At 57.6% G+C, this 17532-nt stretch carries 17 protein-coding genes; 14 read left to right on the top strand and 3 right to left on the bottom strand.

From position 1 onward, the window contains the following. The first annotated feature begins 3 nt into the window (after positions 1-3). From JNL86_14860 to queA, 3 genes are read left to right on the top strand one after another with little or no spacing between them, the layout of a single operon-like run. Entirely contained in the window at positions 4-258 is a 255-nt protein-coding gene (locus tag JNL86_14860) for a DUF2905 domain-containing protein (GenBank protein ID MBL8044193.1), read from the top strand. Then, a complete protein-coding gene (locus JNL86_14855; protein MBL8044192.1) occupies positions 255-1451 on the top strand; it encodes a SpoIID/LytB domain-containing protein in 1197 nt (398 codons plus the stop codon). Before JNL86_14860 ends, JNL86_14855 begins: the two co-directional genes overlap by 4 nt. After that, positions 1451-2491: a tRNA preQ1(34) S-adenosylmethionine ribosyltransferase-isomerase QueA gene (gene queA, locus JNL86_14850; GenBank protein MBL8044191.1), complete on the top strand. Its 1041-nt coding sequence runs from the start codon at positions 1451-1453 to the stop codon at positions 2489-2491. The genes JNL86_14855 and queA overlap by 1 nt, the downstream gene beginning before the upstream one ends. Here queA and JNL86_14845 read toward each other — a convergent pair. Then, positions 2484-3182, bottom strand: coding sequence for a SurA N-terminal domain-containing protein (locus JNL86_14845; protein MBL8044190.1), 699 nt, complete (start codon positions 3180-3182; stop codon positions 2484-2486). The genes queA and JNL86_14845 overlap by 8 nt on opposite strands. Before the next feature lie 161 nt (positions 3183-3343). Between JNL86_14845 and JNL86_14840 the strand changes: the two genes are divergently transcribed. The 11 genes from JNL86_14840 (at position 3344) to bfr (JNL86_14790) (ending at position 15963) form a co-directional block, all read left to right on the top strand. Then, complete coding sequence (locus JNL86_14840) at positions 3344-3802, top strand: RDD family protein (GenBank protein ID MBL8044189.1); 459 nt, start codon at positions 3344-3346, stop codon at positions 3800-3802. Between the two features lie 66 nt (positions 3803-3868). Then, on the top strand, positions 3869-4900 hold the full coding sequence (locus tag JNL86_14835) for a rod shape-determining protein (protein MBL8044188.1): 1032 nt from the start codon (positions 3869-3871) through the stop codon (positions 4898-4900). An 18-nt stretch (positions 4901-4918) separates the two neighbouring features. Further along, positions 4919-5800: a rod shape-determining protein MreC gene (gene mreC / locus JNL86_14830; GenBank protein MBL8044187.1), complete on the top strand. Its 882-nt coding sequence runs from the start codon at positions 4919-4921 to the stop codon at positions 5798-5800. After that, the gene (locus JNL86_14825) at positions 5797-6297 is read left to right on the top strand and encodes a hypothetical protein (GenBank protein MBL8044186.1); all 501 of its coding nucleotides are present in this window, start codon (positions 5797-5799) and stop codon (positions 6295-6297) included. Before mreC ends, JNL86_14825 begins: the two co-directional genes overlap by 4 nt. Positions 6298-6342: 45 nt before the next feature. Then, a complete protein-coding gene (mrdA, locus tag JNL86_14820; protein MBL8044185.1) occupies positions 6343-8226 on the top strand; it encodes a penicillin-binding protein 2 in 1884 nt (627 codons plus the stop codon). Then, complete coding sequence (gene rodA / locus JNL86_14815) at positions 8226-9344, top strand: rod shape-determining protein RodA (GenBank protein ID MBL8044184.1); 1119 nt, start codon at positions 8226-8228, stop codon at positions 9342-9344. Before mrdA ends, rodA begins: the two co-directional genes overlap by 1 nt. A gap of 142 nt (positions 9345-9486) precedes the next feature. Continuing rightward, positions 9487-10998 (top strand): Rne/Rng family ribonuclease, encoded by a 1512-nt coding sequence (locus JNL86_14810; protein ID MBL8044183.1) that lies wholly within the window; start codon positions 9487-9489, stop codon positions 10996-10998. A 116-nt stretch (positions 10999-11114) separates the two neighbouring features. Continuing rightward, the gene (dprA, locus tag JNL86_14805) at positions 11115-12251 is read left to right on the top strand and encodes a DNA-protecting protein DprA (GenBank protein MBL8044182.1); all 1137 of its coding nucleotides are present in this window, start codon (positions 11115-11117) and stop codon (positions 12249-12251) included. Between the two features lie 85 nt (positions 12252-12336). Further along, the gene (gene topA, locus JNL86_14800; protein ID MBL8044181.1) at positions 12337-14673 is read left to right on the top strand and encodes a type I DNA topoisomerase; all 2337 of its coding nucleotides are present in this window, start codon (positions 12337-12339) and stop codon (positions 14671-14673) included. Positions 14674-14971: 298 nt separating this feature from the next. Continuing rightward, positions 14972-15448 (top strand): bacterioferritin, encoded by a 477-nt coding sequence (bfr, locus tag JNL86_14795; GenBank protein MBL8044180.1) that lies wholly within the window; start codon positions 14972-14974, stop codon positions 15446-15448. A gap of 35 nt (positions 15449-15483) precedes the next feature. Continuing rightward, positions 15484-15963, top strand: a complete 480-nt coding sequence (gene bfr / locus JNL86_14790) for a bacterioferritin (GenBank protein ID MBL8044179.1) — start codon at positions 15484-15486, stop codon at positions 15961-15963. 209 nt (positions 15964-16172) lie between these two features. Here bfr (JNL86_14790) and JNL86_14785 read toward each other — a convergent pair whose 3' ends face one another. After that, positions 16173-16748: a helix-turn-helix transcriptional regulator gene (locus JNL86_14785; protein MBL8044178.1), complete on the bottom strand. Its 576-nt coding sequence runs from the start codon at positions 16746-16748 to the stop codon at positions 16173-16175. Positions 16749-16776: 28 nt separating this feature from the next. Beyond that, on the bottom strand, positions 16777-17490 hold the full coding sequence (locus JNL86_14780) for an HD domain-containing protein (GenBank protein ID MBL8044177.1): 714 nt from the start codon (positions 17488-17490) through the stop codon (positions 16777-16779). Positions 17491-17532: the final 42 nt, after the last annotated feature.

Here is a 17532-nt window from a genome sequence, read left to right as displayed (position 1 = left end):
ATAATGGATGCCTGGAGCGGGATCGGACGGTTTTTGATCGTCGTGGGATTGGCCCTCGCGGCAGTCGGTACGATACTGATGCTGACAGAAAAATGGCCGGGTCTCGGTTCACTGCTTGGGTGGGTCGGCAGATTACCCGGTGATCTCTCGATCACGCGAGAGCGATTCAGTCTATATGTTCCGATCGCGACCAGTCTCGTGCTCAGCATTCTGCTGAGCCTCCTCGTGTACATCCTTTCATGGCTCTTTCGCCGATGATTCGACATCGCTTGGTGAGGCTCGTCGCTGCGGTGGGCATGGTGTGTCTGCTCTTCGTCTCTGTCCATCCCGCTTCTGCTGAATCCATTCGGGTGCTGTTGGCGCAGGAAGCACCGTTCCTCGATGTGCGCTCGGACGGTGCGTTTGCCCTGGTTAGCGAGAGCGGTGAAGCAAAGACGCTGCACGGGCCGATCCATCTCACTGCCCGGGGAGATGGGTTGCATCTCGATGGTCGACGTCTCGCGGGCGGGCAGGTCCAGCTTCGCCCCCTTCGGCACACCTTGACCCTGGTCATCGGGAAAGACGGAGGGGGCGGCGCGGGGACCCCGTTGCCGATCAGTGGGGCGGTGCGGGTGTCGCGGAAGGGGCATGCGCTGGCGATCACAAACCAGGTTGACTTGGAAGAGTACGTGAAAGGCGTGGTGCCCGCCGAAGTCAGTTCGGCGTGGCATCCGGAAATGTTAAAGGTCCAGGCGGTGGCTGCGCGAACCTATGCGCTGTACAACAAGATGCTCAGCGCCTCCAGGGACTATGACGTCGTTGCCACGATTCACGATCAGGTCTACCGTGGACGAACCGGTGTGGATCGCCGGGTGGAAGACGCGGTTGAATCGACGCGGGGGATTGTGGTGACCCATCAGCAGGCGCCGATCTATGCCGCGTTCTCCTCCACCGCCGCCGGCCCCACCGAGGATGCGGTGAATGTGTGGGCCAACAAAGACCTGCCTTATTTAAAAGGAGTCGAGTGTCCGTTTGATTTGGAGTCGCCCTACTACCAATGGAAAGCCAGTGTGAAGATTGATCTGCTGGAGCACAATCTCCGCCACCAGGGATTTTCTGTGGGCACGATTGCAACGATTACCCCGATTGCCTATAGTCGGGCCGGGCGTGTGGCCCGCTTACGGATTCTCCATTCAGGCGGCGAGACAATCTTGCGCGGCGAAGATCTTCGAAAGGCCGCGGGATACACGGTCATCCCGAGTACCCAGTTCGAAGTGGAATCAATTGGTGCCGACGTGGTCTTTGCCGGATACGGGGCAGGCCATGCGGTGGGGCTGTGCCAGTGGGGCGCAAAAGAATTGGCTGAACTCGGCTATTCCTACAACAGTATTCTGCAATACTATTATCCCGGCACCGAGTTGCATAACGCCGCGCGGTCGCAACTGCTGATGCCGGTCATTCCAACCCCCTAATGCTGCTCAGCGAGTTCGACTTCCCATTCGACCCGGCGCTTGTGGCCGACCATCCTGTGCTCCCACGCGATCAGGCGCGATTACTGGTCATGGAGCGAGCGAGTGGTGCAAGGACCCATCGCCGCGTGGGGGATCTGCCCTTCCTACTCCGTCCCGGCGATCTGGTGGTCGTGAACAATACCAAAGTGATGCCTGCACGAGTCCCTGCGCAGGTGCGATCGAACGGCAAATGTTTGGATCTACTGTTTGTGCAGGACCTTGGGCACAATGTGTGGGAGGTGTTGATCAAGGGACGTTTCCGACCGGGGGCCATGATTGATTTCCCGGGTGGCGCCAGCGGCGAGATCGTGGAACGGAGCCAGGCTCGCACTACGTTGCTGGTCAGAGGCGTCACCACTGTGTACGACCTCATGCACGCGGCCGGCACGATGCCGCTCCCGCCGTATATCAAGCGTGATCCGTCACCGGAAGATCAGGGATGGTACCAGACGGTGTTTGCACAACATGAAGGTGCGATTGCGGCGCCGACTGCAGGGCTGCATTTCACCGAGGCATTGTTGGAGTCGCTGACGACCAAGGGAATCGGGTTGACGCAGGTGACGCTACACGTCGGCCCCGGCACATTTCGCAGCGTGAAGAGCGAGCACATCCAGGACCACCGGATGTTGGCGGAGCAGGTGGAGGTGTCAGCCTCCACGGTCGAGCAGATCCACCGGACGCAACGGCGCGGGAATCGTGTGGTGGCGGTCGGGACCACCGTGGTGCGCGCGCTGGAGACGGCGGCCAGCGGAGGACGTGGCATCGAGCCGTTTCAGGGACCGGCTGAGCTGTTCATCACGCCAGGATTTCAGTTTCAAGTAATCGATGCGCTGGTGACGAACTTTCATTTGCCACGGACTACATTGCTGATGTTGGTGTCCGCGTTCGTGGGTGTGGAATCATTGCGCGCTGCCTATCAGGAGGCGGTGGCGCAACGGTACCGGTTTTACAGTTATGGGGACGCGATGTTGCTCGGGACGGGATGGCCGAGCGCTACATGAGTTCTTTGTGGATTTTGACGGGGACTTTGCTCTTCATCGATTCCGAGTAGGCCATCAGGGCACGCTGTTGTTTTTGGAACAACAGATTCTGATGCACCCGCTCCTTGATGATCGCAGCTTTGGCCGGATCAGATTCCCCTTCGCGTGAGGCCAGGGTCTGCGCCTCGGCATATTCCGATGGGGTCAAGGCCACGGCGTCCATGATGACCAGCCGGGCTTTATTGGTGAGAATGTCCTTGGCTTCCATCGCTTCGAACGATGCGGGAGTGAGACGATTGGCTGCCAGCAGGCGGCGATAGGACTCGGGGTCGAAGCTGCCGTTCTTCTGAAACTCTGTTCGCTGCATGATCGCTTTCCGCAAATCTTCGTCCGACACCGTGAGGCCCATCTCTTTCGCCACGTGCAGCCACATGCGATTGTCGATGAGCTGGTCCAACACGAACTGCTTGAGGAACTCGTCTTTAATCTCGTTCTGTCCCTTGTCCTTGTAGAAACGATACGTATTTTCATAGGCTCGTCGATATTCGTCGAGCGGGACGATCTGGTCACCGACGGACGCCACCACGTTATCGCTTTGCTGGCCGAATCCCCACCAGCCCATCGTAATGACGAACGCGAGGGCGAGGATGCCCATGATGGATTTCAAAAACCAAGGATAGTCGTGAGCGGCTTCGCGGAGCAGTTTGATCATTGAGAACGCCTCTTGTCGGCAATGTTTCACGGATTCTACTCAGGCGGCGACAGCAAAGGCAAGAGCCAGAATCGCATGGAGAGCGGGTGTGAGAAGATTGCGACTTTGTTTGTGCAGGTCCGAGAGATTTGTTATAGTGTCGAAGAATTGGGAGATTTCCGGTGGCGGAGGAGGCAATCGGGCACAGCCCGGTGGAACTGGGTGTCTATCCCAAGGCCCAGGTGCTGAATCGCTTCATCGCCAAAACGATCGATCTCCTGATCGTGGCGGCGGCGAGCAAATTAGTCCCTCCGATCGGTGTTCTTGCCGGACTTGCCTACATCCTGCTGGCCGACGGATTTGGTGGTGGTCGCAGTGTCGGGAAGCGGCTCATCGGACTTCAAACCATTGTCCCACGAACACGGGATCCGGCGGGCTTCCGGGAGTCGATCATTCGCAATCTGCCCTGCGGGCTTGCCCAGTTGGCGTTTGAAATTCCGTATGTGGGTTGGATTGGCTGGGGCGCGGTGCTGTCGTTGGAAGGGTTGTTGGTCATTGGGAATGAGCAGGGGCGTCGATTGGGTGATGACATCGCCAAGACGCAGGTACTGGAGAGCGGACAGTTGGATGTGTCGGATTGAGCGCGTCGACACTGCTGAGCGCAGGAATCGTGCGAAGGGAGAGTTCTCGTGGGCTTCATGAGTGATATGTTCGGGTGGTTCTCCAACGATCTGGCGATCGATTTGGGGACGGCGACGACTCTCGTGTACGTCCAGGGAAAGGGTATCGTGTTGAACGAGCCCTCCGTGGTCGCCGTGGAAAAGAAGACGGAACGCGTGATGGCCGTCGGCGCCGATGCGAAACGGATGCTGGGGCGTACGCCCGGTAATATCATTGCCGTGCGCCCGATGAAGGAAGGGGTCATCGCCGATTTCGAAAAGGCCGAGGCGATGTTGAGTCACTTCATTCAAAAGGCGCACAATCGTACGGCGTTCGTGCGGCCCCGCATCATCATCGGCGTGCCGTCCCGGATTACCCAGGTCGAGCAACGTGCGGTCCGGGATTCCGCCGAACTCGCGGGTGCCCGCGAGGTCTATTTGATCGAAGAGCCGGTGGCGGCGGCCATTGGCGCGGGGTTGCCGATTACCGAGCCATCGGGAAACATGGTGGTGGATATCGGCGGCGGCACGACGGACATCGCGGTGATCTCGTTGGGTGGCATCGTCTACAGCGAGTCGGTCAAGGTGGCCGGCGACCGGATGGATGACGCCATCATGAACTACATCAAGAAGAAATATAATCTGCTCATCGGAGAGCATATGGCCGAACGGATCAAGTTTGAGATCGGGTCGGCCTATCCCTTCGAGGAGCGCAAGACCATGATGATCAAGGGGCGCGATCTGATCTCCGGTATTCCCCGCACGTTGGTGGTGGATGATGCTGAGGTCAGGGAAGCCTTGCAGGAACCCATTGGAACCATCGTTAATGCCATCAAGGTGGCGCTTGAAAATACACCGCCTGAATTGGCCGGAGACATCATCGATCGCGGTATCGTGCTGACTGGCGGCGGATCTTTGCTGAAGGGAATGGACACTCGGTTTCGTGAAGAGACCAATCTTCCGATCATTACGGTCGACGACCCGCTGACCTCGGTGGTCTTGGGCGTGGGGAAGATTCTCGACGAGTTGGACCTCCTGCGCAAGGTATCAGTTATGTCGCAGTGCAGTACCTCTCGATGACCTCCATCCCGAGTGTGGATGGCTATATCGCGCTCTACATACGGCACCCGGCGTCTCGCCATCGTCTTGTTCGCCTGCCTGCTTGTCGCCCTTTTTCTGCTTCCTAGCCAAAGCCAGCGGTTGTTGCAGTACGTCGGTGGCCCGCTGGGGCAGGTTCTCAGCCTGCCGCTCGCCGCGTTTTCCTCTGTGGATCATGGGATTTCCGAAACTTGGAACGGCTACGTCGCCCTGCAGACTGTGCATGAAGAAAACCGCCAGCTCCGGCGCGATATCGAATTGCTCAAGGGGCAGAACAATCAATTGCGAGAGTCCGTCGTGGCGGCGCAGCGGTATGAGTCGCTGCTGAACTTCAAACAGCAATCGCCCTCGCAAACGCTGGCTGCGCAGGTCATCGGTCGTGATGCCACGAACTGGTACCGTGGCATGATTCTCAACAAAGGTGAAAGCGACGGGGTGCGGACCGAAATGGGTGTGGTGACTCCAGCCGGGGTTGTCGGGCGCATCGTCAAAACCAATTCGACGTCGTCTGTCGTCTTGCTCGTGACCGATCCCAACAACGCCATTGCCGGCGTGGTGCAGCGGACTCGTGACGAAGGCATCGTTGAAGGCACCAGCAACGGGCGCGCACGGCTGAAATATATTCCGCTTTTGTCGCGAGTGCAGGCCGGCGATCGAGTGGTTACATCCGGGTTGACGGGCGCATTTCCCCGTGGGTTGGCCATTGGAGGATTGACCCAGGTCGAAAAGTCAGAGGGAGACCTGTTTCAGTCGGCCGAGATCGAGCCGGAAGTCGATCTCTCCAAGTTGGACGAAGTGCTCATCATCACGGCCCCCTATGATGATGCCGAGGCGGCACAGAAGCTGCTGCAGGAAATTCATGGGGATCGAAAGAAACCATGAAGTTTCTCCTGTACCTCCTCCTGGCGTTGGTCGTCGTCCCCTTTCAGACCACGTTGCTGCATTACCTCAGTGTGTTTGGCGTACGTCCTGACCTGGGATTGGTGGCCGCCTGCCTCGTGGGGTTTCTCGGCGGCGAACTCGATGGGCTAATCCTCGGTCTCATCCTGGGCTGCTTTCAAGACATGTTGTCTGCGGGGGATCTGTGGATCAACGTGGTCACGAAAGGCGGAAGCGGCTTCCTCGCCGGATTGGCCGGACGCCACATGGCGCATATTACGCCGGCCGTCATGACGGCGGGATTGGCGATTATTTCCTGCCTGTCGAGTGCGGTGTTTCTCTATTCGATGAATCCTGCCGGCTTAGATGAAGTGTGGCTGGGGGTGCGCTCGACGATTCTGGTGCAAGCAGGGCTCGACGCTGGCATCGGAGCTGGACTGTACCTCTTGTTCCGGGAACGCTGGTCTGATGATCGTATGGTGACGGAAGGGGCCCTCTAAATCAGGCCCGATCTCCTTCGTGGAGTCAGGGACGAGTAGGCGAGCATGGCAACGGCAGGATTCAACGATTCCGAACTCCTGGATCTTCAGCGGAGATTGGTCATTCTGCGCGTGGGCCTCCTGTTGGTGGTGGGCCTGCTCGCCTTACGTCTATGGCACCTGCAGATTCGAGAGGGTCCATACTACAGGGATCTCTCCGAGAACAACCGAACGCGTTCCGTGGTGCTGGAGCCGGCGCGCGGACTAATTTTCGACCGGAACGGCATTCTGCTGGCCAACAATGTTCCGAGTTTCGCCCTGTACGTGACCTTGGAAGATGTGAAGGATCGCGGAGCACTGGTGGCACAATTAGCCTCGCTGCTCAGCCTTGAGCCCGAACTGATTCAGAAGAAGCTGTCGACCGGCAAGGGAGGCAAATTACAGCCTCGCAAGATCAAAGATCGGCTGACCTTGCGCGAGGCGACACTGATCGAATCTCACCGGCTGGATTTGCCGGGCGTGATGATCCAAGTCGAGTCCCAGCGGAACTATCCTGCCGGAGCTGTGGCGGCGCATCTGTTGGGCTATGTCGGAGAAGTATCGGCCGATCAATTGGAAAAACCCGATTTCGCCGATCTTCATCAAGGCAGCATCGTCGGACAATATGGAGTCGAAAAGTGGTTCGATCGCCAGGTGCGCGGGCGCGCGGGGCAGAAAAGTGTCGAGGTCGATGCCTTAGGCCATGAGAAACGCGCCATCGTGTCGGACAAGCCGGTAGCGGGGGATGACCTGTATCTCACCATCGATGCCCGTCTTCAGAAGACAGCCGAGGATCTGTTGGGCGAGGAATCCGGCGCCATCGTCGCGCTTGACCCTACGAACGGCGATATTTTGGCCATGGCCAGCCGTCCCGGATTCGATCCCAACGTGTTGTCGAAAGAATTGACGAATAAGCAATGGGTCGAGATCGTTCAGAACGAGCGTCGTCCGTTGAACAATCGCGCCACGCAAGGACAATATCCTCCGGGATCGACCTTTAAAGTCGTGATGGCGGCGGCTGCGCTCGAATCCAACACGGTGACGCCCTCGACGATGGTGCGTTGTAACGGCGGCTATCAATTCGGTAATCGGCTATTTCATGACTGGAAGCAGGGCGGTCATGGATCGGTGGATTTGAACGAGGCGTTGATCCACTCCTGTGACGTCTATTTTTATACCGTCGGTCAGCGCATGGGGATCGATACGATTGCCGAATATGCGAAGCAGTTCGGACTCGGGCAGGAAACCGGCGTCGAGTTGCCGTCGGAACGCGTGGGCATTGTGCCGTCCACGGCGTGGAAGCAGAAGGCGCGCAATCAGCCCTGGTACCCGGGCGAAACCATTTCTGCCGCCATCGGACAGGGATATGTCACCGTGACGCCGCTGCAGATGGCCAGCGTGATCGGGACGGTGGCGAACGACGGCGTGTCGATCAAGCCGCGCCTGGTACAGGCGGTGATGAACCGTACGACTGGAGATCGGGCCGAGTTTCCACCGACGATTCGAGGGAAAGTAGCGGTCAAGCCGGCGACCCTTGCGCTGATCAAATCAGCCTTGGCCGACGTGGTGACCAAAGGAACTGCGACACGGGCCAAGTCTCCCCTGGTGACGATCGGCGGAAAAACCGGAACGGCTCAGACGGCGGCGCTGCGTACCGGACCGGAAAAAGACATCCCGAAGAAATTTCGGGATCACGCCTGGTTTGTCGCGTTCGCCCCGGTTGAGTCGCCGCGTATCGCTGTGGCGGTTCTGGCCGAGCACATGGGGCATGGTGGATCGGCTGCCGCGCCCCTGGCCAAGGATGTCATTGAAGCCTATGTGAAAGCCTATCCCCAGATGCTTCAGGGAGTTCCGGCGAGCGGGCGAGCCAAGTCACCTGCTGGACCGGTTGATGCGCGGCCGAACTTGTGATGATTGATCGGGTGATCGACAGCCGAGGGTTGGATAGTTTCGATCTTCGCTTCATGGGGCTGATCGCCGTCATCCTGTCGGTCGGGGTGCTGTCGATTTACAGCGTGACGCATTCTCAGGACACCGCCTTCCCCTTTTATCTCAAACAGCTCGTCTGGATTCTCCTAGGGACCGTCGCGTTTCTGGTGATGTACCTATCCGATTATCACAAGATTGCGCGCTTGGCGTATCCGACCTATGCGGTCATTCTAATCATGCTCGCGATCGTGTTGTTCATGGGGAAATCGAGCCGCGGGGCACAGCGCTGGATTCCGATCGGCCCGTTCGCGTTTCAACCGTCGGAATTTGCCAAATTGGTGCTGGTGCTGGTGTTGGCCAACTATTACTCCCGGGCACCTCGAGTCGGCTGGTTGCATCGGGTGGTCTTGCCTGGTCTGATCGTACTGCCGGGGCTTCTCCTGATTCTCAAGCAGCCGGATTTGGGGAGTGGCTTGAGCTTTTTAGCGGTCTATGCGGCGATGCTGCTAATGGTCGGCGTCCGTTCCAAAGCCTTGGGAATTATTCTGTTGCTCTCGGTCATGTTGTTTCCGTTTGTCTGGGAGATGGTTTGGGCCTCACTCCACGACTACCAGCGAGAACGGGTCATGGCCTTTGTGGATCCGGATTATGATCCGGGCGGCAAGGGCTACCATGCGCTGCAATCGAGAATAGCTATCGGCTCAGGGGAATTGTCCGGGAAGGGCCTGTACGGCGGCACCCAAAGTCAGCTGAAGTTCCTGCCAGAAGGCCATACCGATTTTGTGTTTGCCGTCTATGCGGAGGAATGGGGGTTTGTCGGCGTGCTGGTCCTGCTGGCCCTGTTTATCGCGCTAATATGGGTGTCATTGGAAATTGCCGCGCGTGCGAAGGATACGCTCGGGGCGTTGCTCGCGGCGGGTATTGTCGCCATGCTGTGCTTTTGCGTGGTGGTCAATATCGGCATGACTGCGGGGATGTTTCCCATCGTCGGGATTCCGCTTCCACTGGTGAGTTATGGGGGGAGCGCGACCATCATGACCATGGCGTCATTGGGTTTGTTATTGAATGTGAAGCGACGTCGGCTGACCCTGTTTTACTAGGCCATGCCTGGACAGGGGCCGACTTGTTGTGAAATAACCATGTGAACCAGATGGGCGCCGGACCATCGGCGAGACGAAAGAACCCGGACATCCGTCCGCGTGCGTCTGCCGATCCGACCGATCTGGGGTTAAAGGAGCGTGTATGGGTGTGGAGATCGCAATCAGTATCGCGCGGGAAGAAACCCGTGTGGCGGTGTTGGACAACGGCGTAGTGACGGATTTGTATGGTGATCGCGCCAAGGACCAGGACTACGTCGGCAACATTTACAAGGGGCGGGTAGCCAAAGTGTTGCCAGGTATGCAGGCGGCGTTCATCGATATCGGGCTGGAGAAAGCGGCGTTCATGCATGTGTCCGACCTGTCCATGGATGTCGAACAGGGCGACACGCTCGTGGAAGGTGATGACGAAGACAATAAAGATTCTGAGGTGCCCAAGCCCAAGCGACAAAGCTCCAAGCCCATCGAGGAGTTGTTGTCGGAAGGGCAGGAGGTCGTGGTCCAGATTTCCAAGGGGCCGATCGGGACAAAGGGGTCGCGTGTGACGACGTATGTGTCGTTGCCGGGCCGCTACCTGGTGTTTATGCCGACGGTGGAGCATATCGGCGTGTCCAGGCGGATTCCCCGTGATGAAGAGCGGGCGCGCCTGAAAGAGATCATGAAGCGGGCGCGTCGGCCGGGTTACGGCTATATCGTCCGGACGGTCAGCGAAGGGGTCAAAGAAGAAGAGTTGCGCTCCGACGTCGAGTTTCTGCATGTCTTGTGGCAGGACATCCTGACGAAACGTGATCAGCAGCCGGCTCCCAGTCTGCTGCATAGCGATTTGAGTTTGAGCTTCCGCGTGGTGCGTGATCTGTTCGGTCGGCGGGTCGACCGATTGTTGATCGATTCGCGGGAGGAATACAACGCGATCAAGGGCTTCGTGCAGCGGTTCTCTCCCGAACAAACCTCACGCATCCATTTTTACGACAAGGAAGAGAGCCTCTTCGACTACTTGGGGGTAGAACAGGAGATTGCCCGTGCCATGAGTCGAAAAGTGTGGCTCAAGTCCGGTGGCTATCTGGTCATCGATCACACCGAAGCCATGACGGTCATTGATGTGAACACCGGTCGCTTCGTCGGTAAACGGGATCAAGAAGAAACCATTCTGCGGAACAATTTGGAAGCGGCGCGAGAGATCGCCTACCAGGTCAAGCTGCGAGGGATCGGCGGGATCATCATCGTCGATTTCATCGATATGGAACGCGAGAAGAATCGCGACAAGGTCTACCACGCGTTGGTGGATGCCATGTCGTCGGACAAGGCGCGCACTAGAATTTCACGAGTCTCAGATCTCGGATTGATTGAAATTTCCCGCGAGCGTGTGCGGGAGGATTTGCTCCGGTCCCTGTCGGAGCCCTGTCACTACTGCGATGGACGCGGGTACACCAAGTCTCCCATGTCGGTAGCGTACGAAATTTTCCGAGAAGTGCGACGACTCGGTCATGAAATCGAACAACAGCGTGTGGTGGTTGGCGCGCATCCCGCTGTCGCCTTGCTGTTACAGGAGCAGGAGCAGTCAGGAGTCGAAGATCTTGAGCGACGGTATAGCGCCAAGATTCTGGTGACTCCGGACGAGCGGTTGCACCTGGAGCAGTTCGACTTGGTCGTGATATAGCACGACTCATCGCTTGCCGCGGCCAATTCTGATCGGACATCCCCCAACTGCACCGGCATTCCCCAGCACAACGATTCTTGGATCGTTCCGGTCATGCGACAAGAGATTGGACGATGGTGAATAGTCAGTCTCTCCGACCCTGGCTGATGCTTCGCGCGATTCCCGGAGTGGGAGACGCGATTCTGCTCAAGCTGGTGCAGGCCTTCGGGTCTCCGGACGCAGTATTCTCGGCCACGCAGGCCGATTTGGAAGAGGTCGGATGCCGGCCACAACTGGCCGAGGCGATCCGCCGTGGGCCTGCTTCAGCGGCAGTCAAGCAACTGGACGGTGAGTTGGATCAGTTGCAGCGGCGACGGATCACGGTACTGACCTATCTGGACTCACAGTATCCCGTGCCGCTGAAGGGGATTCCGGACCCGCCACCGTTGCTCTATGTTCAAGGTACGTTAGTGGAGACCGACCGGCGCGCCGTGGCCATTGTCGGGACGCGGAAAGTGAGTCCGGCGGGCCGGGCATTTGCGGAGGCGTTGGCGTGTGAGCTGGCAGCGCTGGGATTTACGATCGTCAGCGGATTAGCTCGCGGAGTGGATGCGGCCGCGCACCGCGGGGCTCTGTCTGGACAGGGGCGGACGGTTGCGGTGATGGGCTGCGGCCTGGACCGTACGTATCCGGCCGATCACCGGCAGTTGCGCGAGTCGATTGCGCAGCAGGGTGCGGTGCTGTCCGAACTGCCGTTGGGGGCCGCGCCGCACAGTTATCACTTTCCCCGCCGCAATCGGATCATCAGCGGACTGTCATTGGGTGTCGTGGTGACGGAGGCCGCCGTGCAGAGCGGGTCACTCATTACTGCACGATTGGCCGGCGAGCAGGGGCGCGAAGTGTTTGCGGTGCCGGGCTTTGTCAACGCGGAGAATAGCCGAGGTCCGAATAGTCTGCTCAAGGATGGTGCGAGGTTGGTCGAGTCGGCGCAGGATATTCTCGAGGAATTGCTGCCGCAACTGGATGTCCCATTCCGTGAGCAGCTGAGTGCGCGGGGTGCGGGACACAATCGGCGAAGCCTTGAGTTAGGCGCGGACGAGGCGCATGTGTATGATGCTGTGTCGGTCCTGCCGCAGTCGATCGATGAGGTCATTCGGCGAAGCGGACTGCCTGCCGCTCATGTCTCGGCGCTCTTGCTCTCGTTGGAATTGAAAAATTGCATTCGGCAATTGCCCGGCAATGAGTATGTACGGCTCTCAAGCGAGACCCGTTGAGAGATTAGAGCTGACAAGACGTCGAGATTTGTTATAGTGGGTGTGGTAGGCTGCCGTGAGTGAGTAGTGAGGAACCTGGATCGACATGGCCAAATCTCTGATCATTGTTGAGTCGCCGACCAAAGCGCGTACGATCACCAAATATCTTGGCCGCGGCTACTCCGTGATGGCATCCGTCGGACACGTCAAAGATCTGCCCACCAGCAAGTTGGGAGTCGATCTCGAGAACGATTTTGAGCCCCAGTACGTCACGATCAAGGGGAAGTCCAAGGTTCTCGCGGATATCAAGAAAAAGGCTCAGGAAGTGGACACGGTGTTTCTTGCGCCGGACCCTGATCGAGAAGGGGAAGCCATTGCCTGGCATATTGCTCAGGAATTACACGGCAAGGGGAAGAAAAAAGACGGCAAAGTCTTTCGCGTCTTGTTCAACGAGATCACGGAGTCAGCGATCAAGCGGGCGCTGAAGTCGCCGGGCGAAATCGATATTAAACTGGTGCAGGCGCAACAGGCCCGCCGGGTGCTCGATCGCATTGTCGGGTATCAAGGGAGTCAGTTGTTGTGGAAAAAGGTGCGTCGCGGTCTCAGCATGGGGCGCGTCCAGTCGGTGGCCGTGCGGCTCATCTGCGACCGGGAGAAGGAACGCGAAGCGTTCCGGGCAGAGGAATACTGGTCTATCGTGGCGCTGTTGAGCGGAGTCAATCCCCCAGCCTTCGAAGCGAAATTACACTCCATCAATGGCCAGGACGCGGATATCGGTACCCAGGAGCATGCTGAGCATATTCTCCAAGCCGTCCAGGGGAAAGGCTTCGTCGTTCACTCAATCGAGCGGAAGGAAAAGAAGCGGAACCCCGTGGCTCCGTTCATTACCAGCCGGCTTCAGCAGGAAGCCGCCAGGAAACTGCATTTCACACCCAAGAAGACCATGACGCTGGCACAGCAGTTATATGAAGGGGTGGAAATCGGCGCAGAAGGTCCGGCCGGACTCATCACCTATATGCGCACGGACTCCCCGAGAATCTCGCAGGAGGCGACCGAGGAGGCCAGGACGGTGATTCGTGAGCGGTTCGGAGTGGAGTATCTCCCGGCTTCGCCTAATGTCTACAAGACGCAAAAAGCTGCGCAAGAAGCTCATGAAGCGATCCGCCCAACCGTCGCGGCTCGCGACCCTGAATCCATCAAGCAGTATCTGGAGCACGATCAATACAACCTGTATAAGCTGATTTGGAATCGCTTTATCGCGTCGCAGATGGTGCCTGCCATTTTGGACGTCACCCGGGTGGATTCGACGCCTGTTGGAACCTCCGATCGCTATGTGTTTCGCACGACCGGGACAGTCGTGAAGTTCCCCGGGCATACGGCGGTGTATCTCGAGGGAACCGATGCGGTCCTCCCGTCACAGAAGCCCAAGAATGAGCAGGAAGGCGAAGAGGAATCAGATCGCCAACTACCTGCGCTGAGTGAAGGGGAGTCCTTGCAGCTCGTGACCCAGGAGGGCCACACAGTGCCGGGGTTGGTATCCAAGCAGCACTTTACGCAGCCGCCCCCGCGATACAACGAGGCGCTGTTGATCCGTGAACTGGAGGAGAAGGGCATTGGACGTCCGTCGACTTATGCCGCGATTATCTCGACGATTCAGGACCGGAAGTATGTTGAGAAACTGGAGGGACGGTTTCTGCCGACTGAAACCGGGCGGACGGTGAATGACTTTTTGTTGAAGGGATTTCCGGACCTCCTCGATACCGACTTCACGTCTCATATGGAGGAGCAGCTCGACGAGGTTGAGGAGGGTACGAAGCCCTGGGTTTCGGCGGTGCGGGAATTCTATACGCCGTTCGTGAAAGAAATGGAGCTGGCGCAGAGTATTCCCGGACCGAAGGACATCGTTGAGCCCCCGACGAACCTACCGTGCGAAAAGTGCGGCCGCATGATGGAGATCAAGTGGGGAAGGAACGGCAAGTTTCTCGCTTGTCCTGCGTACAAAGAAGATCCTCCCTGCAAGAACACGCAAAATTTTGAACGACTGCCGGATGGAACCATCAAGATCGTTCCTAAGTTGGAAGAAACGACAGACGAAAAATGTGAAAAGTGCTCGAGTCCCATGGTCGTCAAATCCGGGCGCTTCGGCAAGTTCCTCGCCTGTTCCGCCTATCCGGAATGCAAGACCACTAAAGCGATCGCACTCGGAGTGAAGTGTCCTCAGCCAGGTTGCGGTGGAGATCTCGTTCAGAAGCGCACGAAAAAAGGACGAAACTTTTATTCCTGTGGCCGTTACCCGGAATGTGAGTTCGCGCTCTGGGATCGTCCCATCAATAAGCCCTGCCCCACGTGCAATGCCCCCTTTCTCATTGAAAAGGTCAGCAAGCAGGCCGGCCGATCCGTGCAGTGTCGCAACGAAGAGTGCGGGTATCGCGAAGCGGGATAACCGCGCTTGCCGGTCGTCCTGGCTTCGTATGTCGAATCACTCCTGCTTTCTTCGATCCCATCGCGTCAACCCGCTCCGTGATTTTCCTCTATGGTCCATTCGCCGTAAGAATCTGATGAAAGGAATGAGAAGCGTTCTCGACGATGTTGAGAACCGCCCTCAAAACTACGTATCTCTCTGGTTGACAAGGCTTTCGAGAATCTCTAAGTAAGGTATACAATAAGGTCAGCGTGGATGGAGCGACAGGGTCCATCAGAATCAGGATTGAGGAGGCTCTCACGGCCGGAGGGAGGGACATATGAAAGCGAAACAGGGGGTCATCGAGCTGCTGAATAAAGTGTTGACGGCAGACCTCACGGCGATCAACCAGTATTTCGTGCATGCGAAGATGTGTGCGAATTGGGGCTATGAACGACTTCACCACAAGGTGAGAGAGCGCAGTATTGATGAGATGAAGGACGCCGACGAGCTGATCAGTCACATTCTGTATCTGGAAGGGGTGCCCAATGTGCAGCGGATGAATACCGTGCACATTGGGGAGACTGTCCCCGAGCAGTTGAAGCTTGATCTCAAAGCCGAACAGGAAATGCTGGTGCTATTGAGTGAGGGGGTCGCTCATTGTGCGAAGGTGAGTGATTTTACGACGAGACATATGCTTGAGGAAATGGCCAAAGATGTGGATGCCCACATCGATTGGATTGAAACGCAGATGGAAACTGTCAAGCAGATCGGTGTCGAGAATTATCTTGCTGAGCAGATCAAGAAGGATAGCTAACGTAGCGCCGAATCGGCGTGGTGATGGGGGAAGGCATGAAAGCGAAAGAGGGAGTCCTCGATATTTTGAATAAGGTCTTGGTCAGTGAGCTGACGGCGGTGCATCAGTATCTAGTGCACGCGGCTCTCTGCAAGCACTGGGGGTATGGTCGGCTCCACGAGCATTTTAGCCACTTGGCTCAGGAGGAAGTGAGTCACTCTTCCGGTCTAATCGATCATATTCTCTATTTGGGCGGAGCGCCTGAGATGGACCGCTTGGATGCTGTAGTCGCGGGCAAGAAGGTGACGGAGTTGCTTGAAGCTGACCTTACGTTTGAGCGTGAGGATGCGGATGTGTTGCGAGGCGGGATCGCGCATTGTGTCAAGGTCGGGGATTTCACCACGCGACATCGGCTCGAGGAAATGATCGTCGATACAGAGGAGCATATCGAGTGGTTTGAGACCCAGCTCCGGACGATCTCGCAGGTGGGGCTGGAGCGGTACTTGGCTGAACAGATCAGTTCTGCCAAGTCATAGGCTAGACGTGTCATGAACGCCGGTCGGCATTTCTCGAACGGGAAGTGTCGACCGGCCTCCCTCCCTCCCGGTTTGCTCGTGTCAATTCTTTCCAACGTTCAGCGCACGCACGCGCTGCTTCTCTCCGATATTTCGAAATGTGAAAGCGGCATGCCCGTTTGTGACTCTCGGCTTGTGAACGGTTCTAATCGCCTATGCTCTGGTACGAGCTATGCGGAGTTATTGGAGGGCGAGTATCGGAGCGAGCGATGCTCTTGGCGTGCGTGCCGCCGGATGTGGAGCATCCGTAACTCCAGCGGGGACTGGCCAGTCGCTCGTTTGAAGAAATGGCTAAAGGCGAATTGATCGCTGAATCCCAAGCTTGCCGCAATCTCGGCCAGCGTCTGACCGCTGCTTCGAAGCAACGTGCTGCCGCGCTCGACTCTGTATCGACGCAGGTAGGTCGAAAAAGGCTCACCCATAATCCGCGCAAACAAATCGGAACAGTACTTCTCTGAGTAGCCTAGGAAGTTCGCCAGCACCTTGAGACTCATTCCCTGGTGGAGATTGTCCCGGATGAATGCGGCAATGCGTGTGGGAAGCGTGTGGACGGTGGGCGGAGATTCTTCGTGGGAGATGAGCGTGTGGGAAAGGTTGAATAGCTCACAGACCAGGTTACGCAGTTCATGCTCCGTTTTGACGTGTTCCAATCGATCGGCCCATTCGGGCGACTGGCTTCGGAGCTCTGAAGCGAGAGTGTGCAGACGGTCAATGGAAAACGGCAGGTGGGAGGGTTTGGCCGACATGTGACATCTCCTTTCTCGTGCGCGCTGATTATTTCAGATCGCTGTGGGTGGGTAATGGTGCATCTGAGGCCAGTCCAGGTGCTGGATTGGAGGATTCTCTTTCGTCAGACTGCGGGCGACGAGCCTGGTCGTACAATACGTTGCAAAAGGTGGCACAGAGCTCGGGGTCAAATTGGGAGCCTGCAGAGGCGTGTAAGGCGCGGAGGGCCGTTTGCCATGAGGTTGAGCGCGAGGCGATAGTATCGAACACGTCTGCAAGTGCAAGTATTCTGGAGCCGGCAGGAATATAGACGCCGCGAAGTCCATAGGGATATCCAGCCCCATCCCAACGCTCATGATGATGGGCGATCAGTCGTGCCGGCTCTTGGAGGAATGGATAGGGACTCAGGAGGGCGGCACCTTCCCGGGGATGGCTTTGGATCAAGGCATAGTCGTTCAGCGTATGGGGGGCTGTTGTGCCGAGCAGGTGTTCCGGCATCATCAAGAGTCCGATGTCATGCAGCAATGCCGCATAGTGTAATTCGAGGCGCTGTTCCTTGGTCAGTCCGAGGCGCTCGGCCAACAACAGCGCGTAATGCGCCGTGCGCTCTCCGTGCCCGAAGTGTCCAGGAACGACGGTTTCAATCTGTCGTGCCAGACGCCGGAGTTGCAGTACCCGGACGGCCTCGAGCGACTCATGGGGAAGTTGTAGGGCATTCAGGGCTGAGAGTTGGCGACTGAGGCCTTGATGAGACCGAGTCATGGTAGGTATCGGTAGGGTCGAACGGTGCATGAGAGTCCTCCA

This window comes from Nitrospira sp., assembly GCA_016788885.1.
In the GTDB taxonomy this organism is placed as follows: domain Bacteria; phylum Nitrospirota; class Nitrospiria; order Nitrospirales; family Nitrospiraceae; genus Nitrospira_A.
Note: the sequence above shows the minus strand (reverse complement) of the source record. Positions and strands in the feature narration are given on the sequence as shown.

Excerpts from the sequence above, each read along its gene's own strand:
- JNL86_14860 (MBL8044193.1), top strand. The coding sequence starts at position 4 with ATGGATGCCTGGAGCGGGATCGGACGGTTTTTGATCGTCGTGGGATTG.
- JNL86_14855 (MBL8044192.1), top strand. The coding sequence starts at position 255 with ATGATTCGACATCGCTTGGTGAGGCTCGTCGCTGCGGTGGGCATGGTG.
- queA (MBL8044191.1), top strand. The coding sequence starts at position 1,451 with ATGCTGCTCAGCGAGTTCGACTTCCCATTCGACCCGGCGCTTGTGGCC.
- JNL86_14845 (MBL8044190.1), bottom strand. The coding sequence starts at position 3,182 with ATGATCAAACTGCTCCGCGAAGCCGCTCACGACTATCCTTGGTTTTTG.
- JNL86_14835 (MBL8044188.1), top strand. The coding sequence starts at position 3,869 with ATGTTCGGGTGGTTCTCCAACGATCTGGCGATCGATTTGGGGACGGCG.
- mreC (MBL8044187.1), top strand. The coding sequence starts at position 4,919 with ATGGCTATATCGCGCTCTACATACGGCACCCGGCGTCTCGCCATCGTC.
- JNL86_14825 (MBL8044186.1), top strand. The coding sequence starts at position 5,797 with ATGAAGTTTCTCCTGTACCTCCTCCTGGCGTTGGTCGTCGTCCCCTTT.
- mrdA (MBL8044185.1), top strand. The coding sequence starts at position 6,343 with ATGGCAACGGCAGGATTCAACGATTCCGAACTCCTGGATCTTCAGCGG.
- rodA (MBL8044184.1), top strand. The coding sequence starts at position 8,226 with ATGATTGATCGGGTGATCGACAGCCGAGGGTTGGATAGTTTCGATCTT.
- JNL86_14810 (MBL8044183.1), top strand. The coding sequence starts at position 9,487 with ATGGGTGTGGAGATCGCAATCAGTATCGCGCGGGAAGAAACCCGTGTG.
- topA (MBL8044181.1), top strand. The coding sequence starts at position 12,337 with ATGGCCAAATCTCTGATCATTGTTGAGTCGCCGACCAAAGCGCGTACG.
- bfr (MBL8044180.1), top strand. The coding sequence starts at position 14,972 with ATGAAAGCGAAACAGGGGGTCATCGAGCTGCTGAATAAAGTGTTGACG.
- bfr (MBL8044179.1), top strand. The coding sequence starts at position 15,484 with ATGAAAGCGAAAGAGGGAGTCCTCGATATTTTGAATAAGGTCTTGGTC.
- JNL86_14785 (MBL8044178.1), bottom strand. The coding sequence starts at position 16,748 with ATGTCGGCCAAACCCTCCCACCTGCCGTTTTCCATTGACCGTCTGCAC.
- JNL86_14780 (MBL8044177.1), bottom strand. The coding sequence starts at position 17,490 with ATGACTCGGTCTCATCAAGGCCTCAGTCGCCAACTCTCAGCCCTGAAT.